This is a genomic window from Dactylosporangium sp. CA-152071 (assembly GCF_050936335.1).
GTDB classification, from domain to species: domain Bacteria; phylum Actinomycetota; class Actinomycetes; order Mycobacteriales; family Micromonosporaceae; genus Dactylosporangium; species Dactylosporangium maewongense.
In genome coordinates, this window is the sequence record NZ_JBNJMZ010000002.1 from 486,471 (window position 1) to 510,398 (window position 23,928).

The window sequence follows — 23,928 nt, forward strand, 5'->3', positions numbered from 1 at the left end:
GTAACTTGCCCTCGACCGGCACGGTACCCCGCCGTCTCGCATCGTCCTGCGAGAATGTCCACATGGGCCGTAGGACCGCTGTCGTCATGCTTGCCGTCGCCGCCGGAGCCGTCGTGGTCACCGTCGCCGCGGCGGCGGCCGCGCACGCCAGGTACGTCGCGTTCGAGCCGCTCGCGCACCCGTTCCTCACGGGGTTCGTCGCCGCGCTCGTGGCGGTCGTCGCGGTGCTCGGGCTCATGCCGGAGAGCACCCGGCGGCTGCTCACCCAGACAGGCATCGGCCTGCTCGGTCTCGCCGTCGGCGCCGCCGGGCTCGTGTCCGTGGCCGCGCAGGAGTACGACCCGCACGCGCCCGCGGTCGTCGCGTCGGGCCCGGACGTGCGGGTCGTCGCGTGGGAGCAGGACGTGATCGTGCGGCAGGAGCGGACGCTGCGGCTGCGGTCGCGTGACGGGCTGCTCAGCCGCGACGGCACCTCGACCGTCGCCTGCTTCGTGCACGATCCGTACGCCGGGCACGGGCTGGACGCGTGGACGTTCGCCTCCGCCGCGGTCGTCGGGACCAGCCTCGTCGCGAAGACCGTCGACGGGCAGGAGTGGCGGGTCGAGTTCGACCCGGCGACGCTGCGGCCGACGACCCCGGTCATCGACCGCTGCACCGGGGCGCCCGGCTACTCGTCCTGAAGGCCCCAGTCCTTCAAGACCTCCGCGGTGTGCTGGCCGGGCAGCGGCGGCGGGCCGGTCAGGGTCGCGGGGGTGGCGGAGAACCGGGGCTGCGGCACCGGCTGCACGACGCCGAGGTGGTCGGCGAACGTGCCCCGCGCCCGCAGGTGCGGGTCCTGCGGCGCCTCGTGCAGCGACAGTACGGGGGTGACGCAGCCGTCGCCGTCGTGGAACAGCGCGGACCACTCGTCGCGGGTCTTCGTCAGGAACGCCGCGGCGAGCCGCTCCCGCAGCACCGGCCACTGCGCGACGTCCAGCTGGTCCGGCAGATCCGTCAGGCCGAGGGTGGCGACGAGCGTGGCGTAGAACTGCGGCTCGAACGCGCCCACCGCCACGTGACGGCCGTCGGCGGTCTCGTACACGTCGTAGAACGGCGCCCCCGTGTCGATCATGTTGACGCCACGGCGGTCCTGCCACAGGCCGACGGCCAGCATGCTGTGCAGCATCGTGGTGATGTGCGCGGCGCCGTCGGTGATCGCCGCGTCGACGACCTGCCCCCGGCCGGTCCGCTCCGCGTCCCGCAGCGCGGCGAGGACGCCGACGACGAGGTACATCGCGCCGGCGCCGAAGTCGCCGAGGAGGTTCACCGGCACCTGCGGCGGCCCACCGGCCCGGCCGATCGCGTGCAGCGCCCCCGACAGCGCCAGGTACGTGATGTCGTGCCCGGCCGTCGTGGCCCGTGGCCCGTCCTGCCCCCAGCCGGTCATCCGCCCGTACACGAGCGCCGGGTTCACGGCGTGGACCTGCTCCGGCCCGACACCGAGCCGCTCCGCGACCCCCGGACGCCAGCCTTCGACCAGTACATGAGCCCGCTGCGCCAACGCGAGCACGGTCGCGACCCCGTCGGGGTCCTTCAGGTCGACGGCGACGGACCGCTTGCCCCGGTTGAGCAGGTCGGTCGCCGCCGGCGGCGCGATCGGCGAGCCCGGCCCGACCCGATCGACCCGCACCACGTCCGCGCCGAGATCCGCCAGCATCATCCCCGCGAACGGCCCCGGCCCGATCCCGGCCAGCTCGACCACCCGCACACCCCGCAACGGTCCACTCATGACACGTATCTTGCCCGCCGCCAGGGAGACGCCGCCCTGGAGACGCCGCCTCGAAGCGGCGCCCCCGACGCGCCGGCGGCGTGTAGCGTGCGGTGCGTGACCGCCAGACTGCGAGCGCTCCTACAGCACGAGGTCGACGCCGGGTTCGTGCCCGGCATGGTGGCGCTCGTCGCCCGCCGCGGGGAGGTCCACGTCGAAGCCGTGGGCAGCCTCGCGTTCGAAGGCGCCGGCGCGGGTACGCCGATGGCCGCGGACACGATCTGCCGCATGGGGTCCACGTCGAAACCGGTCGTCGCGGCGTGCGCGATGACGCTCGTCGACGACGGCACCATCGGCCTCGACGACCCGGTCGACAAGCTGCTGCCGGAGCTGGCGGACATGACCGTCCTCGCCGACCCCGGCGGACCCCTCGACGACGTCGTCGCGGCGGACCGGCCGATCACGCTGCGGCACCTGCTCACGTACACGCTGGGCACCGGCATGGTCCCCGCCGCGCCGGGCACGGTGCCGATCGCCGACGCCCTCGCCGCGGTCGGTGAGCTGCCTCCGGACGCGTGGCTGCGCCGGCTCGGCGCGCTGCCGCTGCCGCACCAGCCGGGTGAGCGGTGGATGTACGACACGGCCGCCAACGTGACCGGGGTCCTCATCGCCCGCGCGACCGGCAGGTCGTTCGGGGAGGCGCTCCTCGAACGGATCTGCGGCCCGCTCGGGATGCGCGACACCGGCTTCGTCGTCGAGCCGGGCAGCCTCGACCGGCTCGCCACCGCGTACGAACGCGACAACGACACCAACGGCGCACCTGTCGTCGAGGACGGCCCCGACGGGCGGTGGAGCCGGCCGCAGGTGTTCGAGAGCGGCGGCGGCGGGCTCGTCTCCACCGCCCTCGACTACCTCACGTTCGCGTTGATGCTGCGCGGCGGCGGCACCCTCAACGGCGAGCGGGTGCTGTCCGAGGCGTCGGTGGCGCTGATGACGACCGATCACCTGACGCCGCACCAGAAGGCGGTCTCCGGGTTCTGGCCGGGGTACTTCGACGCCATGGGCTGGGGTTTCGGGATGGCGGTCGTGACCCGCCGCACCCGGCCCGGCCCGTCGCCCGGCAGCTACGGCTGGCCCGGCTTCTACGGCACCGCCTGGTACACCGACCCCGCCGAGGACACGACGACCGTGTTCATGATGCAGCGCGCCCACTCCGGCGACCAGCAGCTCCCGCGGTGGGCCGGCCTGTGGGCGGCGGCCTACGACGCGACCGGCTGACCGCGCCGCCGATCAGTGCGGCGGGCGCAGGCCGGCGGTGACAACGGCGAGGAGCCGTCCGGCGCGGCCCGGGTCGTCGCTGTCGCGCATGCCGGTGAAAAGCCCCTTCAGCAGCGCGAACAGGTCTTCGACGGTGATGTGGGCGCGGACCGCTCCGGCCGCCTGCGCCCGGCGCAGCAGGACCCCGACCGCCTCGTGCAGCTCCGCGACGACCGGGCCGGGGACGGTCATCGCCTCGGACGCGTCCCGCTTGGCGGCGCCCTCACCCCCGAGCCGGGACAGCATCGCGAAGAACGCCGCGCCGGCGTCGGGGTCGCCCGCCCGGTCGCGCGCCTCGGCGACGAGCCCGGCGACCCGGTCGGCGATAACCGCCTGGAACAGCGCCTCCTTGGTCGGGAAGTGCCGGTAGACGGTGCCGGGGCCGACGCCGGCGCGGGCGGCGATCTCGTCGAGGGGCACCGCGAACCCGGCCTCGGCGAACGCGTCGCGGGCCGCGAGCAGGATGCGGTCGCGGTTGCGCCGGGCGTCGGCGCGCAAGGGTTGCTCAGCCATTGCTAACCGGGGCCACCGTTCCGTATCGTCTAACCGGGGTCATCGTTCCGATTCTAGTGGAGGCAGACATGGTGAGAACGCCACGCGAGGTGGCCGAGGAGGTCCGGCGAATGGTCGCGGGTGAGGGCGGGCCCTTCGCCGACCTGTTCGCCGCCGACGGCGTCCTGGAGTACCCGTTCGCGCTGCCAGGCCAGCCCCGCGAGCTGCGGGGTCGCGACGCGATCCGCGCGTACCACGGCGGCGCCGCGGCGTCCCGCGGCCTGTTCGAGATGGACGGCGTCGACGCGGTCGTGCACGAGACCACCGACCCGGAAGTCGTCGTCGCGCAGATCGAGCACCACGGGCGGTCCGCGGTGACCGGCGGGCCGTACCGGTTCCGCGCCCTCGGTGTCATGCGCGTCCGGGCCGGCGAGATCGTGTTGTATCAGGACTACATGGACCCGATCGCCACCGCCCGCCTCCTCGGCCGGTCCGCCGACCTCGCCGCCGCTCTCACCGGCAGTTAGTACCGTGGAGCCCGGTTTGACGATGCCGTCCCGGGCGGACCCGCGCCGAGGTCGAGCTCGTCCTGGACTGGCTCCCGGGCTTGGCTACCCGTTGAAGATCGCGGCGGGGTCGCCGGTGTACCAGACGTTCGCGATCCGCATCCGGTGCACGACCCAGCGGCCGCCGTCGCGGACCAGCTCCACGTCGTAGAGGTTCTTCAGCAGCGCGAACGTCCCGTGGTCGGCGCTCAGCACGTGCTGCGCCTCGACGATGGCGGTGAGGTCGGCCCGGTCGCCGTCGATCCGCACGCGCGGGTTGGTGACGGTGTGGGTGGTGTCGACCCGCCCGGCAAACAGGGCAAGGATCTGCCCGACGATCGCGTCCCGGCCGGTCATGAGCGGCACGTCGGCGCCCCAGCGGGCCGCCGCCGGGCGGAAGTCCAGCTCGGCGGCTGCGGCGAACGCGGACGCGAACAGGTCGCGGTCCTTGAGGTCCTGGCCGAGCCCGAACCGGTACAGCGCGTCGACGATCTCGGTACGGTCCCGCAGCGCTTCGACGCCGGTCGTGGTCAGGGCCTGGATGTCAGTCACATACATGCCGTCCACGCTGCCGTCCGCCCCGCACGTGATCAACGCCGAACTCCGCCACGACCGTGAAGCCCAGCTTGACGATCATGGGTGGCCGTCGTGTACAACTCCGTCCGTGATCGAGCGGACGACGACCGAGGCCAGGACCGCCCTGCAGCGCATGGCGCTGCTGGCGGCGTCGGAGGGCCGGCGCGAGATGACGCCGCAGGACCTCGCTGCGGCACTCGCCGGATCTCCGGGTAATACCGCTGGCCTGTGGCCGCCCGCCCAGGCTGACGCCGGAGCGTCGGCCGCGACCGGCGTGGCGTTCGACCAGGCGGCGAAGCTGGTCATGGAGCAGGCGTTTCACGTCGCGGCGCAGGAGCGGGCCGGGCACGTCGGCACCGAGCACCTGCTCGCCGCCCTGGTGCGCACCGGCCCGCCGGAGGTCGTGGCCTGGCTCGACGCCCGCGGCGCCACCGCCGACGCCGTCGACGCGCTGCTGGCAGGGCTCGCCGGCGGGCCGGGCGTCGAGCGGCTCACGGCCGAGCCGTCACGGGCGGACGAGCGCCGGTGGCGGCGGGCCACCGCGCACGCCCGCGGTGAGACGCGGATGCTGCCGGCCCTGATCGTGCCCGTCCTCCTCGTCACCACCGCGATCGTGGTGTTCGGCTGCTGCCTCTGGGGCCCGTGACGCCGCTCATCGGGTTCACGGTGCGGTGGCGCGGGTCAGGACACGTCGACGGTGAAGGTCGAGGTGGTGCCGTCGGCGGCGGTCAGCGTGACCGGGCCGAACGTGATGACCGGCACCGACGCGGTCCCGGAGGCGCGGTAGAAGCCGGTCGCCTTCGTGACCCGGACGGCGACCGCGACGAGGGTCGCCGCGCCTTCCTCGTCTGCGTCGACGCGGGCCTGCGTGAACGCGGGCAGTCCCCGCTCGGCGCCCCAGTCGCGGACCTGGGCGGCGGCCACGGACAGTTCCGGCAGGATGCTTCCGTTGCCCCACGCCCACACCCACGACGACGTGGATGCGTTGAAGCTGCCCAGGATCTGTGCCGGCGCGGACGCGGTCTTGTCCGGGAACGTCCAGGTGATGACGCCGGTGCGCTGGTCGAGGCCCCACCGGTCGGCGGTGCCGAGGCCCCACGTGACGTGTGCCTGCGCCAGCTGCTCGATCATGTCCTCGCCCTGCAACGCGAGGAGCGCCACGTCGTCGGTACCGGTGCGGCGGCGGTTGAAGATCCCCATGACGGACGAGTCTGCCCGATGCGGTCAGCGGCGGTCGACGTCGTGTGTCACGGCCGCGCAACGGCTCGCAGGTCGGCGACGAGACGGGCGGTGACCGGGGTCGCGACACCGTGGCCGGCGGCGGCGCGCAGCACGGCGCCGCCGATCGCGTCGAGCTCCGTCGGCCGGCCGGCCTCCGCGTCGCGGAGCATCGAGGACTTCATGCCGGGCTGGAGGCGGTCGAACATCGCCCTGATCCCGGCCGGGTCGACGGGTGCTCCGGCGGCGGCCGCGACGGCGGCGACCTCGTCGATGACCGCGTGCAGGTCCGCGCGCCGGTCGGCGAGCACGGTGCCGGCCGGCGCGGAGGCGTGGGTGGTGAGCAGCGCGAGCGGGGCGAGGAACGCGAGCTTGCCCCACAGCAGCGCCATCTCGTCGTCGCGGACGGTCACGTCGAACCCGGCGTGCCGGAGCTCGGCGGCGAGCGCGTCGAGGCGGCCGCGGGGCGTCGCGTGCCCGGCGACGTCGATGCCGGAGAACGGGCTGGTGTGCGCGATCCGCCCGGGTGCGGTCCTGGTCGACTCGACCCGGATCGCACCGGCGAGGACCTGCCCGGCCGGGTACCGCTGCCGCAGCACCGCCAGGTGCTCGACGCCGTTGAGCAGCGGCAGGACCAGGGCGTCGCCGAGGTCGCCGGCGGGCAGCGCGTCGAGGGCGGCGGTGAGCGCGGTGGCCTTGACGGCCAGCACGCACAGGTCGACCGGCCCGGTCAGCCGGGTGCCGGCGGTGGCCGGCACGTGGAACGACCCGAACTGCGCGCTGTCGACGGTGACACCGCCGGCGTTGAGCGCGTCTGCGGTGCCGGGCGTCGCGACGTACCGCACCGGGTTGCCGGCCCGGGTGAGCACCGCACCCAGCAGGCCGCCGACGCCGCCGGGTCCGACGACCGCGACCCTCCACCGTGCGCCGCCAACCGGGACTTCATCCGGATCCCTGTCGATCATCCGCCCATCATCCGCCTGCCGGCCGGGGTCGCCGTCAGCGGGCGCGCTGATCCGTCACTGGGTGTCGTGGGCGGCCTGGCGGAGGTCGACGTCGTGGATGAGGCTGCGGGCGGTGGCGTCGTCGAGCTCCTCCTTGTAGACGGCGGTGGCGAGGGCTTCGCGCTGGGCGTCGAAGTCGGGGCCGGCGGCCTCGATGATGGCGACGCCGCGGGCGTGCAGGTCGGCGTCGCGGGCGTGTTCGGCGGCGGTGTCGATGCGCAGCCGGCGGACCAGCAGCGGGATCGTCATGCCCTGGATGAGCAGGGTGCCGAGGGTGACGAGCAGCGCGATCGCCTGGATCTCGTCGCGGCCGGGGAACGGGGTGCCGTCGTGGAGGCGTTCGGGGACGGCGGCCGCGGCGGCGAGGGTGAGGATGCCGCGCATGCCGGTCCAGCCGACGATGAGCGCCTCCTTCGGGGTGGGTTCGCCGAGGACCTCGCGGGTGCGGCCGCGGCGGGCGCGCCACTGGCGGCGGCGTTCGAAGCGTTCCTGGGCGCGGGGGTCGGTGGCGACGCGGTGCTCGACGCCGCGGCGGCGCAGCCCCCACCAGGCGAACGAGCCGGAGACGAACCCGAGCCGGAAGAGAATTACCGTTACCAGCAATACGGCGGCGGTGACGACGGTGCGCAGCAGCGTGTCCGACGAGGCGAGGCTCTGCACGACGAACTTCAGCTGGAGTCCGATGTACGCGAAGACGAACGTCTCGAGCAGGAAGTCGACGACGGGCCAGACGGTCGCCTCCTGCAGCCGGGAACGGTAGGCGCCCGGGTACTGGTGGCGCTTGTCGAGGGCGGTGTTCACCGACACGGAGAACGCGGCGACGACGACGGCGAGGATGCCGGAGGCGTGGACCTGTTCGGCGAGCAGGAACGCGGTGAACGGCAGCAGCAGCGACACCGACGTCTCCAGGACCGGGTCGTGCAGGCGTTTGCGCAGCCACAGGGTCGCGACAGCGAGGGCCGCGCCGACCGCCATGCCGGTGACGGCGTTGTACAGGAACAGCACGAACCCGTTGTCGAACAGGGTGTGCCCGGCGCCGGTCGCGGCGACGGCGAGGCTGAACAGGGTCAGGGCGGTCGCGTCGTTGACGAGGCTCTCGCCGGTGAGGATCGCGGTGACGCGGCGGGGCAGGCCGAGCTCCTCGCCGTGGGTGACGGTGGTGATGGTGTCCGGAGGGGCGAGGACGGCGCCGAGGACCATCGCGGCGGGCAGGCCGATCGCGGGCAGCAGCAGCGACCCGGCGTACCCGGCGACGCCGGTGGTGAGCACGACGAGCGTGACGCCGAGGGTGAAGATCGGCCGGAAGTTCGCGGAGAAGCTGGAGGCGGACGCGCCCCTGGTCGCGGAGTAGAGCAGGGGCGGCACGACGACGGCGAGGATGAGCTCACTGTCCAGCTGCAGCCGCGGTACGCCGGGGATGAACGACGCGGCGGCGGCGAGGATGACGACGACGAGGCCGGGCTGGGCGCCGCGCCGGTGCGCGACGGCCGCGACGGTGATCCCGCCGAAGATGATCAGGAGCAGCTGCACACCGTTCACAAAGGATCACGATAGGACACCTTGACGGAGTGAGTACTCACTCCGCAGGATGGAGGCATGACCGAACCCCGGAAACGCTCCTCGCCGATGACCCCCGACGACCGCCGCGCGATGATCGTCGCCGCCGCGCTGCCCCTCGTCGTCGAGCACGGATCCAGCGTCACCACCGCCCAGGTCGCCCGTGCCGCCGGCATCGGCGAGGGCACGATCTTCCGCGTGTTCGCCGACAAGGACGCCCTGCTCGCCGCCTGCATGGCCGAGGCGCTCCGGCACGACGACACCCTCGCCCACGTCCGCGCCATCGACCTCGACCAGCCGCTCGCCGACCGGCTCATCGAGGCGGTCGAGACGCTCCGGGCGTACATGAGCCGCATGGGCGCGGTCGCCGGCGCCGTCCGGCACCTCACCACCGGCCGCCTCGACCCGACCGCCGCCCCGGTCCGCGACCGGCGGCGCGACTCGATGACCGCGACCGTCGACGCCCTCGCGGTCCTCTTCGAACCCGAACAGGACCGGCTGCGCCGCGACCCCGAATACCTCGCCCGCATGTTCCAGCACCTCGTCATGGCCGGCGGCGACCCCGCCGACATCGTCGAGGTGTTCCTGCACGGCGCGGTCCGCGACGAGCCGTCCCCCGTGCCGTCAGGCTGAAAGCTGGTCGCGCTTGACCGTCCCGGCCCGCTCCACCAGCAGGAACAGGGCGACGACGCTGATCAGGGCGCCGGCGACGCAGGTGAGGAAGGTGGCGGTCGCGTACCCGGCGAACGTCTGCCCGTGCGCCGTCCACCGCTGCCCGGCGAGGATCGTCGGCATGCTCAGGAACCCGCCGGCGACCATGCCGCCGGCCCCGAGCCACGTCGCGACCAGCGGCACCGCGAACCGCCGCCGCGGCCCCCACCGGTGCACCATGACCAGCAGGCCGATCGCCGCGCACAGGAACTGCGCCGCCGTCACCGTGTCCTGCAGCCGCAGCCACGCGTCGCGACCGACGCCCGGGCGGAGCCCGGCCGTGCCGCCGAGCACCCACGACAACCGCAGGACCGCGAGCCCGGCCGCGATGACCGCCGCGACCCACGCCAGCGGCACCTGCGCCGCGTGCGTCAACCCGCGTGGCGCCCGCCCGACGCTCCCGGCGACGACCGGCCTGAACCGGTCCCGGGCGTACAGCAGCAACGCGACCGCCAGGGCGACACCGAGGACGACGAAACTGCCGTACACGATGACGAACGTCCACGGCCGCAGCGTCGGGTCACCGTCCGGCGGGGGCGGCGGCTCCCACCAGCCGGCGGCCTTCAACGCCGCGGCCGCCGGCATCAGCACCACGAACGGCGCGAGCAGGCCCGCCCCGACCCACATCGGCACCGCGACCAGCCACACCGGCACCCGCATCCCCCAGGGCCGGATCGCGGCGAGCGCCACCCCGACCCCGGCGACCGCGAGCCCGCCCGTGACGAGGTTGTCCACGGCCCACTCGCCGCGGGTCAGGTTCCCGAGGTCCTTGACCCCGAACGTGCCGCCGGCGACCCAGCTGCCTTTCAACGCGACGTACACGCCTGCCGCACCGACCGCCGTCCATCCCGCTACCGTCCGCCCCCGTTGCATGCCGACAGTCTCACCATCGGTGACTGTGACTTTCCTGAGGCCAGCTGAGCGGTGTCTCAGCCGCTACTGTCACCCCACATGACCCACGCCACGACCGAGATCACCGCGGACCTGGTCCTGGACCTGGTCCGCGACCAGCACCCGGACCTCGCCGACCGCCCGGTCCGGCTCGGCGCCCGCGGCTGGGACAACCAGCTGTGGCGGCTCGGCGACGACCTCGCCGTCCGGCTGCCGTGGGCGACCGGGTCCGCGGACGACCTGCTCCGCAAGGAGCACACCTGGCTGCCGTCGCTCGCCCCGCGCCTGCCGCTGCCGGTGCCCGTCCCGCAGCGGCTCGGCGAGCCGTCGTCGCTGTTCCCGCGCCCGTGGCTGATCACCACGTGGGTGCCGGGCACACCGGCCGACCTGGCGCCCGCCACCGGTTCGGCGCCGGTACTGGCGGAGTTCCTGACGGCGCTGCACCAGCCCGCACCGCCCGACGCACCCGCCGGCCGGGACCGCGGCGGCCCGCTCGCCGAACGCGCGCCCGGGTTCGCGAGGGGACTCGCGTACGTCACCGAGCAGGGACTTATCGACAATCCGGAAGCCGTACAGGCGGTGTGGGACGACGCGGTCGCCGCACCGGACTGGTCGGGCCCGCCGGTGTGGCTGCACGCCGACCTGCATCCGGCGAACGTCCTCACCGAAGGCGGCGCCCTCTGCGGCGTCGTCGACTTCGGCGACCTGTGCGCCGGCGACCCCGCGTACGACCTCGCCGCCGCCTGGCTGCTGCTGCCCGACGGCGCCGCCGACCGCTGCCTCGACGCCTACCGGCCCGACGCCGCGACCCTGCGCCGCGCCCGCGGCTGCGCTGTCCTGCGCGTCCTGTCCGGCATCATCATCGGCGACAACGGCGTCCACGGCCGTCCCGGCGGCAAGCCCACGTGGGGCCCGCCCGCGTACGCCGCCCTGCGCCGCCTCACCGCATGAGCGACCTCATCCCCGACCTGATCGCCACCGACCCGGCCCGCCGACACCAGTGGCTCCTGGCCCACCGTTCCGCCGATGTCCCGCCGGTGTACCGATGGCTGTCGCTGATCGAGTCGGCCGTCGCCGACGTCCACTTCGACCGGCTGAGGCTGCCCCGGAACCGGCCACGCGCCGACGTCGCCCTGGCCGCGGCGGTGATCAGCTGGGCCCTCGAGGACGGTTACCCGGTCGAGTTCGCGGTCCGGGAGCTCGTGCACCTGCGGTCCCTCGCACCCGCGATTGCATTGCCGGCGATCCTGCACCCGGACGAGGTGGCCCGACGGGCACTCGACGCCTTCGGGTTCAGCAGGGCCGACGCGGTCGCCGCCGCCGCGCGCCTGCGTGCCCTGCCGGTCACCGACAACGACTTCATTCAGCCGGGTGAGTCTGCGTCGGAGATGAGCCGGCGGTTCGAGGAGCTGTGCGGTACCGACGACTATCGCGACCATCACCAGCTCGTCGCCATCGAGAGGATGCTCGGCGACCTGCGCCCGATCGTCTCCGACATCACCGACACCACCCTCGCCGCGGAGGTCGCCGCGTGGCTGGACGTGCTGCCCGACCTCGACCTCACCCCGGACGCCGTCCGCGTCGCAGACCAGCTCCTCGACGAGCTCGTCGCCCTGCTGGACGCCGGCCGGCCCACCGGCGACCTGGTGGATCGGCTGCGGACCCCGGCGGCCGTGTACCAGCAGTCCCGCCTGGTCGAACTGCTCACCCGCTACACCGCCGCCGGCCACACCGCCGCCCGCGACCAGATCGCCCACGTCCTGACCGCGTGCGGCCCGGCCGCCCTACCGGCGGTGCTGCACGCACTCGACACGGGCAACGACGACCGACAATGACACGTCCGGTCACGCCGCGAACGCGGGAATTGCCGGTACGGTGTTCCGCCGTGTTCCAGAAGCAGGTGTTGTGCCCCGCACATTTCCGCTGGCCGGAACCGGAATGCTGTTTCGTGGCGTTTCCGAACGTATCGACTTCCCGAGTTGGCTTGCATGTGCGCCGCGACACGAACCACCATGGGTGCCACGATCCGTCGCCGCGGTCCGGCCTTCCGACCTGCAATGGAATCTCGGAAACCGGCGCAGTTCCGGCCGGCGGGATCGTCACCGTCATCGCCATGTAGGGGGGACCATGATTCGCGTCCATCGGCACAGTACCGGCCGTGTGCATGCACCCCTCGCCACCAGTTCGGCGGCCGCGGCCGGCGTCACCCACATCCGGGCGCTGATGCGGCTCGGCGGACTGGCACGGCAGGCCGCGGCCGCGACGGGCCGCGACCGTGTCCTGCTGGTCGCCGAGGCCTACGCCATCGTCTGGCCGGTCGTGTTCAGCCGGCTCAGCGCCGCTGCCCTGCGCAGCCATCGTGGCTATGGCACTGACGCCACCGGTCTCCGGCCCGACAGCCCAGACCGGTTCGAGGGTGACGTCCAAGCGATGCTCGCTCCGCTCACGCCGTTCGGGGATGGCGCTGCCACGGCCGTCGGCGAAGGCTGGACCGCGCATCGGCCGTGGGCTCCCTGGCTGATCGCGGCGCTGCGCGAAGACCGCGCCGCTTGGCGCTCTCACGGCACATCGATGTTCCTGGACCTGCTGGTGATTGAACACGTCCGGATCGCCGCGCTGGTCACCGCGGCCACGGACTTCGGCGCGTTCCCCCAGGTCGACATCGACGGCGCGGACACCACGCGGGCCGTGGGAGCCGCCGCAGCCGGTGCCGACCGCGGTAGCCGTGGCGTGTCGGGCGCCGCGCAGCGTCCGTGCACGCCGCTCCGGCTCCAGGCCGTGGCCCGGCGACACCATCTGGAGGACCGCCTGGACGACTGGCGCACGGACCGCCGGCGGACGGTGTCTCCGACCGGCGCGGACGCCGGCGTCGTCGTCGCCTGGCCCGATGGGGTCACCGCCCCAACGGCCAGACCGGCGGCCGCAAGAAGAAGTCGCTGCTCGATGACGCCCGGCGTTCACGCGCCGGGCAGTCCGCGTTGCGGCACGTCGCGGTGCCGCGACGTCCGCCGCGGGCGGAGTTCGGTGCCGGTCGGCACGGGCACCGGCTCCGGCCGGTCGTGCTCTGATCCAGCCGCCGCGTCGGGCGCCTGGATCGCGGGCGCAGGCAGCGTTCTGCGGCGCCGCCGGAACCCGGGCGGCGTCGGGTTCGCCGCGGTCTCGCCGCTCGCCGTTGGCGGGCGGCTGCTCCACGGCGGGGGCGAGGCGATGCCCGCCACGGCTCCGGGTGTTGTGGGCACGGCCGGCGGTCACCGGGACGAGCCCTTCGGCCGGGGTGGTCGGTGCGCCGACCCGACCCGACGTGCGCCGGCCGGCGCGCCCGTCCGGGCGCGGGTCCTGGTGCGCGCACAACGTCGAGCTCCCGCTCGGCCACAAGCGGGCAGCCGTCCGACCCCGCTGCCACCGTCGCCCTGATCGGCACGGCCGGGCCGGACGCCGACCGGCGCCGCCGTGCGGGCGGGCCGCGCTGACCGGTCACCCGCGCGAATCCCGTTCCGAGACATTGCCGATCATCGCGTTACACTGAGCGCTCTTCGCAGGGCTGCTCCCACCCCGGCGGCGCAGCCGGCTCGGGGCGGTTCTTGCTGCTCCGAGGCCCCTGGCGTTGCCGTCCTGCCCCACCGGGGCAGACAATTGAACATGCGGTCCCGAATGATCACCGGCGCCGCGCCGGACTCTCCCGGATGTCGTTGCTTGTCATGCCGTCGAGCGGATGTCCCCGGGAGAACGAAAAGGGCTTCACCGTCTAGTCAACGGTGGGGCCCTTTTCCCTTGCATGATCCGCCCCGGACGCGGATATAGTCTCCGCCGAGGACATCACGCCGATCAGTGTGCCGCATTGTTGCACGGTCAGATTCTGACGAACGGTGTTAGTTGTATCTTGATTGATCTTGTTGAATCAAGGGACGCCTCCGTCTCCTGTTCGGGTCCCGCGTTTCCGCGTGTTCCAGTCTTGGTCTCCGGCGCCTCAGTTACGTGGCGTGAGATATCTCGCGGGTGCTATAACGTGGCCTAGCGGTTCGCAGCCGATTGACTGTCGGCCTACAACCGAATTCCCGTTCCCCGGGGATTATCCGGCGCACAACCGGATCCGCTCGACGGCATGCACCACCCCACCGGCCAGCAGACCGGTGGGACATCACCAGGTCATAGGCGCACTGCGCCTATGACCTGGTCACAACGAGTGAGGGAAATCGGGCAATGACTGAGCCCGTGTGGACGCCACCGGCGCCACCTACCCCGGTCGCAGACGTGCTGACCGCATGCACCGTCACAGGTCTTGAGGGCGTGGTCTTGCAGACCGTCCTCGACCACGGCTACTCGTTGACGGAGGCGCTGCTCAGCGTCCTCGTCACCGGGGTCGTGGCGACCTGCTCGGCGCTCGCGATCCTGCGCCGGGTCAACCCCTTCGCCGGAGACGGCGGCGACCGCCCGCCGAAAACGGCCTGACCAAGTGCGCTCGTGCCGCCGGACCGGACGGTCCGGCGGCACGAGCCGGGAAGGGGAACTGTCCATGACATCAGTGCTCACGACCGGGCCGGCCCAGGCCGTGATCGTCCGGCTGACACTCAGTGCCGAGATCCGGACCCTGATCGAGGAGTCCGGTCTCGCATACCGCAGGATCGACGATCTGAGCCGGCGCCGGGGCGGATACGTGCTGTCCGCGGCGTCGATCTCCCGGGTGGCCACCGGCAAGGTGGTGCCCGCCTGGCCGTGGCTCGAGCAGCTGCTGAAGCTCCTCGGCGTGCCGCCACAGGTGATCGAACACGTGTGGCGGCCCAAGCTCACCCAGGCGATCGCCGTGACCAACGCGCACGACATCAACGAACGCACCGCCGGGCTCCTCGCCGGCTCGGCCGGCGGGGCGACCTGCCCGATCTGCTTCGCCTGGGCGGTCGACCCCGACGGCCACCAGCGCTGGCACGAGGAGCAGGCGAAGCCGCCCGCCGACGCCGGGAAGCGTCACCGCTTCGGTATGCGTGGCGCGTTCAACCGGTCCATGAAGACGCCCAGCTGAACCGATCTGCGACCCCGTCGGTGCCCGAGCCGGACAACCCGGCTCGGGCACCGGTGTGTTCAGGGGCGACCCGGCGTCACACGGTGAGGATCAGGGTGCCGTCGTCGTCCTCGTGGATGGCGTACACCCGCAGCGGGGGCTGGCCGGTGGTGGAGCAGCCCGTCGCCAGGTCGTACACGTGCTGATGCAGCGGGCAGATGACGACCTTCGCGTCGATGAGGCCGTCGGCGAGGGGACCGCCGGCGTGGGGGCAGACGGCGGACACGGCCCGCAGGCCGCCGCGCCGCGGCCGGAACACCGCGACCTGGTGGCCGTCGACGGCGTACGCGCGGCCTTCACCGACCGGGATGTCCGTGACCGGTCCGAGGTGGTAGCTGGTGGCGGCCGTTTCGGGATCGGTGGTCGCGGTCATCGGACCGGCACCTGGGGCAGCACGACCAGCGGCAGTGACGTGCGGAACTGGCCGGGGACGGCCGGGTCGAGGTCGTCCTTCCACGGGTCGCGGTACGCGGCCACGGCCGCCTCCATCCGTTCGTCGAGGCCGGCGCCGATCCCTTCGCTGTCCTCGACGATCAGCGCGCGCAGACGGTCGATGCCCAGCCGTGGGACGAACGCGTAGGTGCGTTCGAGCCAGTTCGCATTTTCGCGGTAGTACTGCAGGAAACGGCCCGTCAGCCGCATCACCTCGGCGGGGGTGCCGACGGTGGCGAGGAGGTCGCCCTTGCGGATGTGGGCGCCGGCGGCGCCGCCGACGTAGATCTCCCAGCGGCCGCCGTCGATCGCGACGACGCCGAGGTCCTTCACGTACGCCTCGGCGCAGTTGCGGGGGCAGCCGGTGACGGCGAGCTTCATCTTGCCGGGGCTCTCCAGGCCCTGGAAGCGGGACTCGATCGCGATGCCGAGCGCGGTGGAGTCGCCGAGGCCGAACCGGCAGTAGTCGGACCCGACGCACGTCTTCACGGTGCGCATGCTCTTGCCGTACGCGTACCCGGACGGCATGTCGAGGTCGGCCCACACCTTCGGCAGGTCCTCCTTGCGGATGCCGAGCAGGTCGATGCGCTGCCCGCCGGTGAGCTTGACCAGCGGCACCGCGTACTTGTCGGCGACGTCGGCGATGCGGCGCAGCTGGTTCGGGGTGGTGACGCCGCCCTTCATCTGCGGCACGACGGAGAACGTGCCGTCGCGCTGGATGTTGGCGTGGACGCGGTCGTTGATGAACCTGGCGTCGCGTTCGTCGACGTAGTCGTCGCCCCACAGCATCCGCAGCAGCGACACGAGCCCCATCTTGCTCTTCGCGTCCTCCTCGCCGCCGGCGAGCGCGTCGAACACGGCGGAGACGCTGCGCAGGTTCTGCGCGCGGATCGCCGCGACGAGGTCCGGTTTCCGCATCGGTACGCCCGGCACGTACCAGTCGGCGGACGGGTCCTGCTCGGCGGTGCCGCCCGCGGCCCAGTCGACGATCTGCGCCACGAGTGACTTGCAGGAGCCGCAGCCCTTCCCGGCCCTGGTGCGTTCCATGACCCCGGACAGCGTCTTCGTGGCCTGTACCGCCTCGGTGATCGCATTCTTGGTGACGCCGTTGCAGTTGCACACCTGCGCGTCGCCGGCCAGCTCCGCGGCGCTTTCCGAGGCGGTGGGCCCGCCGAGGTCGAACAGCAGCCGGACCCGTTCCTCCGGCAGCGGCAGCCCCCGCTCGTACGCCTGCATCAGGAACCCGACCTTCGACACGTCGCCGAGGAGGGTGGCGCCGACGAGCCGGTCGTCGCGGATGATGACGCTCTTGTACACGCCGCGGCCCGGCTCGGCGAACACCACGAACTCGTCGCCGGGCGCCGGCGTGCTGATCCCCATCGCGGCGACGTCGACGCCGGCGACCTTCAGCTTCGTCGCGGTCCGCGACCCGTGGTAGGCGGCGTGCACGTCGCGCCCGGTCACGTGGTCGGCGAGGACCCGCGCCTGCTCCCACAGCGGCGCCACCAGGCCGTACGTCTCGCCGCGGTGCTGCACGCACTCCCCCACCGCGTAGATGTCGGGTTCGTCGAGGCAGCGCAGCTGGTCGTCCACGACGATGCCACGCTCGACGGTCAGGCCGCTGACCTCGGCGAGGGTCGTGTCGGGGCGGATGCCGGCGGCGACGACGACCATGTCGCACGGGATCACCCGGCCGCCGGAGAGCCGGACACCCTGCACCTTCTCCTTGCCTTCGACCGCTTCGGTACGGGCGGTGAGCTCGACGGTGATGCCGAGCCGCTCGACGCCCGCCCGCAGGATCGCGCCGCCCTGCGCGTCCAGCTGCGCGTTCATCAGGTGCCCGGCGGCGTGCACGAGCGTCACCGCGACCCCGTGCGCCTGGAGGCCGCGGGCGGCCTCCAGGCCGAGCAGTCCGCCGCCGATGACGACGGCGCGTTCGTGGTCCCGCGCGTACCGGATCATGCCGCGGGTGTCGTCGATCGTCCGGAACGTGAAGACACCCTGGTGGTAGCCGCGTTTCGGGTGGTGCATGTTGTCGATCGGCGGGATGAACGGCCGGCTGCCCGTGGCGATGATCAGCTTGTCGTAGCGCAGCTCGTCGCCGTTGCCGTCGAGGACGACCTTCGCGAACCGGTCGATGCGTTCGACCCGTACGCCGGCGCGCAGGTCGATGCCGTTCGCCTCATACCACGGCAGGCTGTTGAGGAAGATGCCGTCCTCGTCCTCCGCGCCGGACAGCACGTTCGACAGCATGATCCGGTTGTAGTTGCCGTACGGCTCCGCCCCGTACATCGTGATCGTGAACCGGTCCCGCCCGCCGCGCTCCAGGATCTCCTCCACCGCCCGCGCGCCGGCCATCCCGTTGCCGATGACGACGAGTCGCTGCATCAGACCTCCACGAGCCCGAGGTCCACGACGATCGCCCCGCTGACGCCTTCCGGGGCGCCGACGAGCAGCTCCACGACCGTCCCGGCGTCGAGGTCCTCGACGACCCGCAGCGGCACGTGCACGTCGCTCTTCGCCCCGATCGGGAAGTACCGCATCGGCGTGCCGTCCCTGGTCAGCACCACGTACACCAGCTCGTCGGTGGTGTTGCCGCCGCGGAAGTACACCGTCTGCGTCACCACCCCGAGCGGCACGGTGTAGCTGAGCGCCGCGTCGACCGCCACCGGCGCGTCGATCCCTTTCCCGACGAACGGGTACACACCCTGCAGAAACCGTGGCGTCGACCGCACCTGACCCGTCCTCTCCACCGACCCGCACCGGACTTCCCGCGATCGTGTCCGCCGGCCGTTACACCCCCATACCGCTGTTGTTTCGCGCCGTCGCCGCCTTCCTCTTCGACCCGCACCGCAGGCTGTGAGCCGTTTTTCGCGTTGCGGCGGCCGGAGCGGCTCCGCAGGATCTGATCTATGACGATCGAGATCAGGCCCGTCACGCGGGACGAGGCGCCCGCGTACCTGCGCGTGCTGCCGTACGTCAACGGGCTGCCGCACTGGGAGCCGGCGCCGGCGGCGTGGCACGGCGGGCCCGAGGCGTGGCCGCCGCCGAACCGGCCGGCGACACCGGAACAGGTGGCCCGCTGGGTCGAGGAGGTCGTCACGGCCGGGCACTTCCACCCGCAGGCGGCGTTCGACGGCGGCAAGGTCGTGGGCGGGCTCGGCGATGCTGTCGCTGGCGATCACCGTCCCCGGCCTGCGTGAGGTGCCGTTCGGCGGGGTGACCGCGACCGCGGTGATCGCGACGCACCGGCGGCGGGGCCTGCTGCGCGGCATGATGCAGGCGATGTTCGACGAGGCCCTCGACCGGGGCGAGCCGCTCGCCGCGTTGAGCGCCAGCGAGGGCGGCATCTACGGCCGGTACGGGTTCGCGCCCGCGACCCGGCGGACCCGCTGGGACCTGGACCGCGCCGAGGCCGCGTTCGCCGACGCGGACCCGCCCGCGGGGTCACTGGAGCTCGTCGACGCCGCGACCGCCCGGCAGGCGTGGCTCCGCGTCCACGAGGAGGCCCGCCTGCCGGCAGGTCGGCGAGCTGCGACCGGTGCCCCGCAAGTGGAACGGGCTCAGCGACGACGCCACCGGCCCGGACGGCCCCACCCGGTACCTCATCCACCGCTGCCCACAGGGAGACGTCGACGGCGTCGCGAACTTCCGGCTGCCGTGGACGCCGCTCGTCGAGCACACCGGCACCCTCGTCGTCGACGCGCTGCAGGCGGCTTCCGTGGACGCGTACCGGGCGATGTGGATGCTGCTGACCGACTTCGACCTCACCCGGCGCGTCACCGCCCCGACCCGGCCCGCCGACGAGCCGCTGCGGTGGATGCTGCGCAACCCGCGCGCCCTGCGGGTCACCCGCCAGTCCGACAACCTGTGGCTGCGCGTCCTCGACCTGCCGGCGGCGCTCACCGCACGGTCGTACGACACCACCGCCGACCTCACGATCGCCGTGGACGCCGACCCGATGTGCCCTCGCAACACCGGCACGTGGCGGCTGTCGGCGACCCCGACGGCGCGACCTGCATCCCCACCCGGACCCGGCCCGACCTGACGCTGACCGTCCAGGCGCTCGGTTCCCTGTACCTCGGCGGCATGTCCGCGGCGCTGCTGGCCGCCGCCGGCCACATCCGTCCCCACCACGACGGCGCCGTCCCCGCCCTCGGCCGGCTCTTCCGCACCGACCCGGAGCCGTTCAACTCCTTCGCCTTCTGACCCCGCCCGCCGCATGACCGGTCAACATGCAGACGCCCTCGCCGGGCCGGTACAGCGGACGACCGCTGCCGCGAACACGGGTGGTGTGACCTGCCGGGAATTTTCGGATTACGGTTTCCGGTAATCCGCAAAGGCCGTCAGGCGAGGTCGGCGCCGTACACGTGGTCGACGGTCATCGACATCAGCACCCGGCGGTCGGAGACCATCACCGTACGGTACTCGTCCCAGTCGGGGTGTTCGCCGGCGGCGCGGCGGTAGTAGTCGACGAGGGCCTCGACCTCGGGGCCGTGCGGGTCGGTGCCGGGGCCGGTGAGGGTGGCGATGCCCTCGGCGGTCGCCCACGACCTGCCGTCGGCGCCGGTGACCTCGAGCGTCGCCCGTGGGTCGCGGCGCAGGTTCGCGGTCTTCGCCCGGCCCTGTGTCATCGACACGAGGATGACCCCGGCGGCGCGGTCGTAGAACGGCATGACCGGGGACAGTTGCGGGCGGCCGTCGGCCTTGATGGTGGCCAGGACCCCGAGCCGGCTGGCGGCGAGCAGGTCGTGCGGGTCGAACGTCATGACAGAATCGTCAACGTTCACACCGGTCGAAGGTCAAGCGGGGGCGCTCATGCTGATCGGGGAGCTGAGCCGGCGCACCGGCGTGCACGCGCACCAGCTGCGCTACTACGAGGCGCAGGGCCTCCTGGAGCCGGGCCGGGCCGCGAGCGGCTACCGCGACTACGCCGACGACGCGGTGGTGACCGTCGCGCAGATCCGTCACCTGCTGGAGGCCGGGCTGTCGACGCAGGAGATCCGGGCGCTGCTGCCGTGCGCTTCTGGTGCCGTGCCCGAGCTCGAGCCGTGCCCGGAGCTGCTGGACACGCTCCGTGCCAGGCTGCACGGGCTCGACGGGCACATCGACGCGCTGTCCCGGTCTCGGGACGCGCTGCGCGGCTACATCACCGCCACCGAGCGGCGGGCGGCGCGCATCCGTTGACCGGCGTGGGTTCCGCGCTGGCCGGGTTCGGTTTCTCGCTCGGGCTGATCGTCGCCATCGGCGCGCAGAACGCGTTCGTGCTGCGGCAGGGGCTGCGCCGCGAGCACGTCGGCCCGGTCGTGGCGATCTGCGCGGCCGCCGACGCGACCCTGATGAGCGCCGGGATCGCGGGTCTCGGCGTCGTCGTGGCCGGCGCGCCGGCGGTCCTGACGGTCGTGCGGTGGGCGGGTGCCGCGTTCCTGCTCGGTTACGCGGTCCTCGCCGCCCGCCGGGCGCTGCGACCGGCCGCGTTGACCCCGCTGGACCATCCGCCGGCGGCGTTGCGGGCGACGCTGCTGGCGTGCCTGGCGTTCACGTTTCTCAATCCGCACGTGTACCTCGACACGGTGGTCCTGCTCGGCACCGTCGCGCACCAGCATCAGGACCGGTGGGCGTTCGGCGCTGGTGCGGCGGCCGCGAGCCTGCTGTGGTTCGCCGCCCTCGGTTTCGGTGCCCGCCGGCTGGCGCCGCTGCTGGCCCGCCCTGCGGCGTGGCGGGTCGTCGACGCCGCGATCGCCGTCGTCATGGCGGCGCTGGCCGTCTCGCTGGTGAGCGCCTGACCAGGAGCGCCGGCTCCCACGTACACCGGCGGCACAGGACGACTGGACAAGCGGTGGCCAACACCTCGGCGGTGCCGTGGCGGGGACACAGGACAGCGGCCGGTGCCGATATGTTGCCGGGATGGACGTGCATGCGCGGTTCATCCGTGACCGGCGGGTCCCTGTCGGCATCGCGCGGCGGCTCGCCGGGCTCGGGCACGCCGGGATCCTCCGGGTCCGGGCCGCCGCGGGCGACGAGGGCTGCGCGCAGGTGCTCGCTGAGCACGACCCGGACGACGCCGCGCTGGACCGGTTCACCGACGCGGGATGGTTGCCGGTGCTGCGGGGCCGCGCCGCCGCCCTGCACGGGCGGGGGCGGACCGGCGACGCGTTGGCGCTGCTCACCCCCTGCGTGGACGATCACCGGGTGGCGCGGGAGGTCGCGGCGCTGCTCGGTGCGCAGGGCCGCGTCGAGGAGGTGTTCGCGCTGCTGGTACCGCGGCTGGGCGAGGCGGGGGTGGCCGCGGCCCTGTTCGAGGTGGCGGCCGCGGCCGGTCGCGGCGACGAGGCGTTCGCGGTCCTGGAGCCGCTTGCCGCCGGTTCGGCGCACGTGGCGGGGGTGGTCGCGGCGGAGCTGGAGCGGCGGGACGCGGTGGATGAGGCGGTCGCGGTGCTGCGGCCGCACGCCCCGTACGTGCTGGATCAGGCGGGGCGGCTGCTGCACCGGCACGGCCGGGCCGGTGACCTGCGGGACTGGGCGGCCGACGTCGCCTGCCGCGGCTACCGCGACGGCCGCCTCACGATGTGGCTGGCCGAGGTGCTGGAGCGGCAGGGTGACGTCGACGGTGCCGCTGACGTGCTCAAACCGTTCGACGGGGTGCCGCTGGCTCAGCTGTACAGCCGCAACGGCCGGGTCGAGGAGGCGGTCGCGATCCTGACCGAGCTGGCCACCCGCGGCGACGATCCCGAGTGCGCCCTGCACACCCTCGGCGGGATCGCCCCGGACGCGGCCCTGGCGTTGCTGGAGGACACGCACGACGTGGACCTGCTCATGATCCGGGTGGAGCTGCTCGTCGAGCGTGGCCGGGTGCCCGAGGCGGTCGCCGCCCTGCGGGCCTGCCCCGACCATGACCTGCCGTCGGTGCGGGCGCGGCTCGGTGAGCTGCTCGCCGGGCAGGGCCGTGAGGACGAGGCGATCGCGGCGCTGTCGGACCCGGCCGGGCTTGCGCCGGCGACGTTGCTGGCGGAGCTGCTGCTGCGGCGCGGGCAGGTCCAGGACGCCCTCGACGTCCTGGACCGTTACCACGACCGCAGGCGGTGACCGCGCACGTCTTCACGCTGTATTGCCGATCTCGCCGGCCGCCTCACGTCCTGAGGCGGTGAGCGCGTTGCTCGCGCCGTCAGGTGGTGAGTGCGGCCTTCGCCGCGCGGCTCGCGTCGTCCACCAGCACCTCGGTCCAGCCTCTGGCGACGCCGTCGAGGGCGGTCGCGGCGACGAACGCGGGGTCGAGCTTCGGCACGTCCCAGCCGGCCATCATGTCGGTGTCGGCGGCGCCCAGGTGCACGCCGGTGACGTGGGTGCCCTGCTTCGCCAGCTCGAGCCGCACCCCGTTGGTCAGGCTCCACTGGGCGGCCTTCGCGGCGCTGTAGGAATTCGCGCCGTCGTAATTCGCCCATGACAGCAGCGACAGGACGTTGAGGATCGCGCCGCCGCCGTTCGCCGCGAGGACCGGCGCGAACGCCCGGATCACCTGCAGCGTCCCGAAGTAGTGCGTCTCCATCTCCAGGCGGACGGCGTCGAGCGGGCTGCCGAGGAGGTTGGTGTACGTCGCGACGCCCGCGTTGTTCACCAGCAGCGTCACGTCCTTCGCGGCGCCGGCGGCTTCCTCGATGCTGCCGGGGTCCGTGACGTCCAGCCGCAGCACCCGCACGCCGGGCAGGTCGACGGTGCGCGGGTCGCGGGTCGCGTGCGGTGGCGTACACGGTCGCGCCGCGGTTGAGCAGCTCCTGGGTGAAGTGCCGGCCGAGGCCGCGGTTGGCGCCCGTGACGAGCGCGACCGATCCGTTGATGTCCATGCCGGTTACGCTAAAACCTGACGTTGACGTCAGAGGCAAGTGTGCCGGGCGTGAGGAGGGTCGCAGGTGCGGATCGGGGAGCTCGCGACGAGGGCGGGCGTCAGCGTGCGGGCGCTGCGCTACTACGAGGAGCAGGGCCTGCTGGGCGCGGACCGCAGCCCGTCCGGGCAGCGCCACTACCCGGACGGCGCCGTCGACCGGGTGATGCTGGTGCAGCAGCTGTACGCGGCGGGCCTGTCCAGCCGCCGCATCCTGGACCTGCTGCCGTGCGTATACACCGGCCACGCGACCCCGGAAACCCTGCGGCTGCTGGCGGAGGAGCGGAGCCGGATCGACGCGCAGGTCGCCGGTCTCACCGCCACCCGGGACCGTCTCGACGCGGTGATCGCCGCCGCCGAGGCCAGCGTCACCGACGGCTGCGTCCCCCCAGCGACCGCCTGACGACGCCGCTCTTTCCGACGACGTCACCGGCCCCGCGACGGCGCTACGCTGATGGATGCCGCCGGGCGGCGTCGTTACCGATTTTCGATTTCCGTATTGC

Annotated in this window: 28 protein-coding genes and 2 pseudogenes; 18 read left to right on the plus strand and 12 right to left on the minus strand. The window is 73.2% G+C overall.

What is annotated here, in order from left to right; genetic code table 11:
• Positions 1 to 62 precede the first annotated feature (62 nt).
• On the plus strand, positions 63 to 680 hold the full coding sequence (locus ACQEVZ_RS42310) for a hypothetical protein (protein WP_433378291.1): 618 nt from the start codon (positions 63 to 65) through the stop codon (positions 678 to 680).
• Here ACQEVZ_RS42310 and ACQEVZ_RS42315 read toward each other — a convergent pair.
• The gene (locus tag ACQEVZ_RS42315) at positions 668 to 1,768 is read right to left on the minus strand and encodes a CaiB/BaiF CoA transferase family protein (protein WP_433378294.1); all 1,101 of its coding nucleotides are present in this window, start codon (positions 1,766 to 1,768) and stop codon (positions 668 to 670) included. The two genes, ACQEVZ_RS42310 and ACQEVZ_RS42315, sit on opposite strands and share 13 nt — an antisense overlap.
• Positions 1,769 to 1,864: 96 nt before the next feature.
• On the opposite strand from ACQEVZ_RS42315, the gene ACQEVZ_RS42320 reads away from it, so the two are divergent.
• The gene (locus ACQEVZ_RS42320) at positions 1,865 to 3,025 is read left to right on the plus strand and encodes a serine hydrolase domain-containing protein (RefSeq protein ID WP_433378297.1); all 1,161 of its coding nucleotides are present in this window, start codon (positions 1,865 to 1,867) and stop codon (positions 3,023 to 3,025) included.
• Positions 3,026 to 3,037: 12 nt separating this feature from the next.
• On the opposite strand, the gene ACQEVZ_RS42325 is transcribed toward ACQEVZ_RS42320, so the two are convergent.
• Positions 3,038 to 3,577 (minus strand): helix-turn-helix domain-containing protein, encoded by a 540-nt coding sequence (locus tag ACQEVZ_RS42325; protein WP_363395522.1) that lies wholly within the window; start codon positions 3,575 to 3,577, stop codon positions 3,038 to 3,040.
• Between the two features lie 68 nt (positions 3,578 to 3,645).
• On the opposite strand from ACQEVZ_RS42325, the gene ACQEVZ_RS42330 reads away from it, so the two are divergent.
• Entirely contained in the window at positions 3,646 to 4,083 is a 438-nt protein-coding gene (locus ACQEVZ_RS42330) for a nuclear transport factor 2 family protein (protein WP_344504884.1), read from the plus strand.
• Between the two features lie 84 nt (positions 4,084 to 4,167).
• On the opposite strand, the gene ACQEVZ_RS42335 is transcribed toward ACQEVZ_RS42330, so the two are convergent.
• On the minus strand, positions 4,168 to 4,659 hold the full coding sequence (locus ACQEVZ_RS42335) for a nuclear transport factor 2 family protein (protein WP_433378301.1): 492 nt from the start codon (positions 4,657 to 4,659) through the stop codon (positions 4,168 to 4,170).
• 106 nt (positions 4,660 to 4,765) lie between these two features.
• Here ACQEVZ_RS42335 and ACQEVZ_RS42340 point away from each other — a divergent pair, with 106 nt between their 5' ends.
• Complete coding sequence (locus ACQEVZ_RS42340) at positions 4,766 to 5,323, plus strand: hypothetical protein (protein WP_433378304.1); 558 nt, start codon at positions 4,766 to 4,768, stop codon at positions 5,321 to 5,323.
• Between the two features lie 35 nt (positions 5,324 to 5,358).
• Here the strand turns inward: ACQEVZ_RS42340 and ACQEVZ_RS42345 are convergent, their stop codons facing one another.
• Genes ACQEVZ_RS42345 through ACQEVZ_RS42355 form a run of 3 tightly spaced genes read right to left on the minus strand, consistent with a single transcriptional unit; the run spans position 5,359 to position 8,438 of the window.
• Positions 5,359 to 5,877 (minus strand): DUF6882 domain-containing protein, encoded by a 519-nt coding sequence (locus ACQEVZ_RS42345; RefSeq protein ID WP_433378307.1) that lies wholly within the window; start codon positions 5,875 to 5,877, stop codon positions 5,359 to 5,361.
• 47 nt (positions 5,878 to 5,924) lie between these two features.
• A complete protein-coding gene (locus tag ACQEVZ_RS42350; protein WP_433378309.1) occupies positions 5,925 to 6,860 on the minus strand; it encodes a ketopantoate reductase family protein in 936 nt (311 codons plus the stop codon).
• Positions 6,861 to 6,914: 54 nt separating this feature from the next.
• Positions 6,915 to 8,438 (minus strand): cation:proton antiporter, encoded by a 1,524-nt coding sequence (locus ACQEVZ_RS42355; RefSeq protein ID WP_433378312.1) that lies wholly within the window; start codon positions 8,436 to 8,438, stop codon positions 6,915 to 6,917.
• 57 nt (positions 8,439 to 8,495) lie between these two features.
• Here ACQEVZ_RS42355 and ACQEVZ_RS42360 point away from each other — a divergent pair, with 57 nt between their 5' ends.
• On the plus strand, positions 8,496 to 9,089 hold the full coding sequence (locus tag ACQEVZ_RS42360; RefSeq protein ID WP_344504890.1) for a TetR/AcrR family transcriptional regulator: 594 nt from the start codon (positions 8,496 to 8,498) through the stop codon (positions 9,087 to 9,089).
• Here ACQEVZ_RS42360 and ACQEVZ_RS42365 read toward each other — a convergent pair.
• Positions 9,081 to 10,040, minus strand: coding sequence for a hypothetical protein (locus ACQEVZ_RS42365; protein ID WP_433378315.1), 960 nt, complete (start codon positions 10,038 to 10,040; stop codon positions 9,081 to 9,083). The two genes, ACQEVZ_RS42360 and ACQEVZ_RS42365, sit on opposite strands and share 9 nt — an antisense overlap.
• Positions 10,041 to 10,118: 78 nt before the next feature.
• Here ACQEVZ_RS42365 and ACQEVZ_RS42370 point away from each other — a divergent pair, with 78 nt between their 5' ends.
• From ACQEVZ_RS42370 to ACQEVZ_RS42390, 5 genes are all read left to right on the plus strand, one after another.
• A complete protein-coding gene (locus ACQEVZ_RS42370) occupies positions 10,119 to 11,009 on the plus strand; it encodes an aminoglycoside phosphotransferase family protein (RefSeq protein WP_433378317.1) in 891 nt (296 codons plus the stop codon).
• Positions 11,006 to 11,893, plus strand: coding sequence for a hypothetical protein (locus ACQEVZ_RS42375; protein WP_433378320.1), 888 nt, complete (start codon positions 11,006 to 11,008; stop codon positions 11,891 to 11,893). The genes ACQEVZ_RS42370 and ACQEVZ_RS42375 overlap by 4 nt, the downstream gene beginning before the upstream one ends.
• A 181-nt stretch (positions 11,894 to 12,074) precedes the next feature.
• A complete protein-coding gene (locus tag ACQEVZ_RS42380) occupies positions 12,075 to 13,472 on the plus strand; it encodes a hypothetical protein (RefSeq protein ID WP_433378323.1) in 1,398 nt (465 codons plus the stop codon).
• An 873-nt stretch (positions 13,473 to 14,345) separates the two neighbouring features.
• Positions 14,346 to 14,507, plus strand: a complete 162-nt coding sequence (locus tag ACQEVZ_RS42385; protein WP_433378326.1) for a hypothetical protein — start codon at positions 14,346 to 14,348, stop codon at positions 14,505 to 14,507.
• Between the two features lie 64 nt (positions 14,508 to 14,571).
• On the plus strand, positions 14,572 to 15,075 hold the full coding sequence (locus ACQEVZ_RS42390) for a helix-turn-helix domain-containing protein (protein ID WP_433378328.1): 504 nt from the start codon (positions 14,572 to 14,574) through the stop codon (positions 15,073 to 15,075).
• A 76-nt stretch (positions 15,076 to 15,151) separates the two neighbouring features.
• Here ACQEVZ_RS42390 and ACQEVZ_RS42395 read toward each other — a convergent pair whose 3' ends face one another.
• From ACQEVZ_RS42395 to ACQEVZ_RS42405, 3 genes are read right to left on the minus strand one after another with little or no spacing between them, the layout of a single operon-like run.
• Complete coding sequence (locus tag ACQEVZ_RS42395; RefSeq protein WP_433378331.1) at positions 15,152 to 15,487, minus strand: Rieske (2Fe-2S) protein; 336 nt, start codon at positions 15,485 to 15,487, stop codon at positions 15,152 to 15,154.
• Positions 15,484 to 17,934, minus strand: coding sequence for a nitrite reductase large subunit NirB (nirB, locus tag ACQEVZ_RS42400; protein ID WP_433378334.1), 2,451 nt, complete (start codon positions 17,932 to 17,934; stop codon positions 15,484 to 15,486). The genes ACQEVZ_RS42395 and nirB overlap by 4 nt, the downstream gene beginning before the upstream one ends.
• A complete protein-coding gene (locus tag ACQEVZ_RS42405; protein WP_433378337.1) occupies positions 17,934 to 18,281 on the minus strand; it encodes a molybdopterin oxidoreductase in 348 nt (115 codons plus the stop codon). Before ACQEVZ_RS42405 ends, nirB begins: the two co-directional genes overlap by 1 nt.
• Before the next feature lie 177 nt (positions 18,282 to 18,458).
• On the opposite strand from ACQEVZ_RS42405, the gene ACQEVZ_RS42410 reads away from it, so the two are divergent.
• From ACQEVZ_RS42410 to ACQEVZ_RS42425, 4 genes and pseudogenes are all read left to right on the plus strand, one after another.
• Positions 18,459 to 18,749, plus strand: a complete 291-nt coding sequence (locus tag ACQEVZ_RS42410) for a hypothetical protein (RefSeq protein WP_433378340.1) — start codon at positions 18,459 to 18,461, stop codon at positions 18,747 to 18,749.
• Positions 18,712 to 18,861, plus strand: a pseudogene (locus ACQEVZ_RS42415) (GNAT family N-acetyltransferase); the annotation flags it as partial. The gene ACQEVZ_RS42410 and the pseudogene ACQEVZ_RS42415, both read left to right, overlap by 38 nt.
• A 226-nt stretch (positions 18,862 to 19,087) precedes the next feature.
• A complete protein-coding gene (locus ACQEVZ_RS42420) occupies positions 19,088 to 19,594 on the plus strand; it encodes a sterol carrier protein domain-containing protein (protein ID WP_433378343.1) in 507 nt (168 codons plus the stop codon).
• Positions 19,531 to 19,755: a sterol carrier protein domain-containing protein gene (locus ACQEVZ_RS42425; protein ID WP_433386042.1), complete on the plus strand. Its 225-nt coding sequence runs from the start codon at positions 19,531 to 19,533 to the stop codon at positions 19,753 to 19,755. Before ACQEVZ_RS42420 ends, ACQEVZ_RS42425 begins: the two co-directional genes overlap by 64 nt.
• A gap of 137 nt (positions 19,756 to 19,892) precedes the next feature.
• Here the strand turns inward: ACQEVZ_RS42425 and ACQEVZ_RS42430 are convergent, their stop codons facing one another.
• The gene (locus tag ACQEVZ_RS42430) at positions 19,893 to 20,315 is read right to left on the minus strand and encodes a PPOX class F420-dependent oxidoreductase (RefSeq protein WP_354890708.1); all 423 of its coding nucleotides are present in this window, start codon (positions 20,313 to 20,315) and stop codon (positions 19,893 to 19,895) included.
• Between ACQEVZ_RS42430 and ACQEVZ_RS42435 the strand changes: the two genes are divergently transcribed.
• The 3 genes from ACQEVZ_RS42435 (at position 20,314) to ACQEVZ_RS42445 (ending at position 22,632) form a co-directional block, all read left to right on the plus strand.
• Positions 20,314 to 20,733 carry a MerR family transcriptional regulator gene (locus ACQEVZ_RS42435; protein WP_433378347.1) on the plus strand — a complete coding sequence of 140 codons (420 nt, stop codon included), beginning with the start codon at positions 20,314 to 20,316 and terminating at the stop codon, positions 20,731 to 20,733. The genes ACQEVZ_RS42430 and ACQEVZ_RS42435 overlap by 2 nt on opposite strands.
• Positions 20,734 to 20,738: 5 nt before the next feature.
• Positions 20,739 to 21,332: a LysE/ArgO family amino acid transporter gene (locus tag ACQEVZ_RS42440; protein ID WP_344504903.1), complete on the plus strand. Its 594-nt coding sequence runs from the start codon at positions 20,739 to 20,741 to the stop codon at positions 21,330 to 21,332.
• A gap of 121 nt (positions 21,333 to 21,453) precedes the next feature.
• Entirely contained in the window at positions 21,454 to 22,632 is a 1,179-nt protein-coding gene (locus tag ACQEVZ_RS42445; protein ID WP_433378352.1) for a tetratricopeptide repeat protein, read from the plus strand.
• Positions 22,633 to 22,711: 79 nt separating this feature from the next.
• On the opposite strand, the pseudogene ACQEVZ_RS42450 reads toward ACQEVZ_RS42445, so the two are convergent.
• Positions 22,712 to 23,387 (minus strand): annotated as a pseudogene (locus tag ACQEVZ_RS42450) (SDR family oxidoreductase).
• Positions 23,388 to 23,453: 66 nt separating this feature from the next.
• On the opposite strand from ACQEVZ_RS42450, the gene ACQEVZ_RS42455 reads away from it, so the two are divergent.
• A complete protein-coding gene (locus ACQEVZ_RS42455; RefSeq protein WP_344504907.1) occupies positions 23,454 to 23,828 on the plus strand; it encodes a MerR family transcriptional regulator in 375 nt (124 codons plus the stop codon).
• The last annotated feature ends 100 nt before the right edge of the window (positions 23,829 to 23,928 follow it).

Bases quoted from the DNA above. Each gene is read 5' to 3' on its own strand.
- ACQEVZ_RS42360 (WP_344504890.1), top strand. From the start codon at position 8,496: ATGACCGAACCCCGGAAACGCTCCTCGCCGATGACCCCCGACGACCGC.
- ACQEVZ_RS42365 (WP_433378315.1), bottom strand. From the start codon at position 10,040: ATGCAACGGGGGCGGACGGTAGCGGGATGGACGGCGGTCGGTGCGGCA.
- ACQEVZ_RS42395 (WP_433378331.1), bottom strand. From the start codon at position 15,487: ATGACCGCGACCACCGATCCCGAAACGGCCGCCACCAGCTACCACCTC.
- ACQEVZ_RS42315 (WP_433378294.1), bottom strand. From the start codon at position 1,768: ATGAGTGGACCGTTGCGGGGTGTGCGGGTGGTCGAGCTGGCCGGGATC.
- ACQEVZ_RS42330 (WP_344504884.1), top strand. From the start codon at position 3,646: ATGGTGAGAACGCCACGCGAGGTGGCCGAGGAGGTCCGGCGAATGGTC.
- ACQEVZ_RS42350 (WP_433378309.1), bottom strand. From the start codon at position 6,860: ATGATCGACAGGGATCCGGATGAAGTCCCGGTTGGCGGCGCACGGTGG.
- ACQEVZ_RS42445 (WP_433378352.1), top strand. From the start codon at position 21,454: ATGGACGTGCATGCGCGGTTCATCCGTGACCGGCGGGTCCCTGTCGGC.
- ACQEVZ_RS42430 (WP_354890708.1), bottom strand. From the start codon at position 20,315: ATGACGTTCGACCCGCACGACCTGCTCGCCGCCAGCCGGCTCGGGGTC.
- ACQEVZ_RS42310 (WP_433378291.1), top strand. From the start codon at position 63: ATGGGCCGTAGGACCGCTGTCGTCATGCTTGCCGTCGCCGCCGGAGCC.
- ACQEVZ_RS42370 (WP_433378317.1), top strand. From the start codon at position 10,119: ATGACCCACGCCACGACCGAGATCACCGCGGACCTGGTCCTGGACCTG.
- ACQEVZ_RS42390 (WP_433378328.1), top strand. From the start codon at position 14,572: ATGACATCAGTGCTCACGACCGGGCCGGCCCAGGCCGTGATCGTCCGG.
- ACQEVZ_RS42375 (WP_433378320.1), top strand. From the start codon at position 11,006: ATGAGCGACCTCATCCCCGACCTGATCGCCACCGACCCGGCCCGCCGA.
- ACQEVZ_RS42335 (WP_433378301.1), bottom strand. From the start codon at position 4,659: ATGTATGTGACTGACATCCAGGCCCTGACCACGACCGGCGTCGAAGCG.
- ACQEVZ_RS42325 (WP_363395522.1), bottom strand. From the start codon at position 3,577: ATGGCTGAGCAACCCTTGCGCGCCGACGCCCGGCGCAACCGCGACCGC.
- ACQEVZ_RS42410 (WP_433378340.1), top strand. From the start codon at position 18,459: ATGACGATCGAGATCAGGCCCGTCACGCGGGACGAGGCGCCCGCGTAC.
- ACQEVZ_RS42435 (WP_433378347.1), top strand. From the start codon at position 20,314: ATGACAGAATCGTCAACGTTCACACCGGTCGAAGGTCAAGCGGGGGCG.
- nirB (WP_433378334.1), bottom strand. From the start codon at position 17,934: ATGCAGCGACTCGTCGTCATCGGCAACGGGATGGCCGGCGCGCGGGCG.
- ACQEVZ_RS42345 (WP_433378307.1), bottom strand. From the start codon at position 5,877: ATGGGGATCTTCAACCGCCGCCGCACCGGTACCGACGACGTGGCGCTC.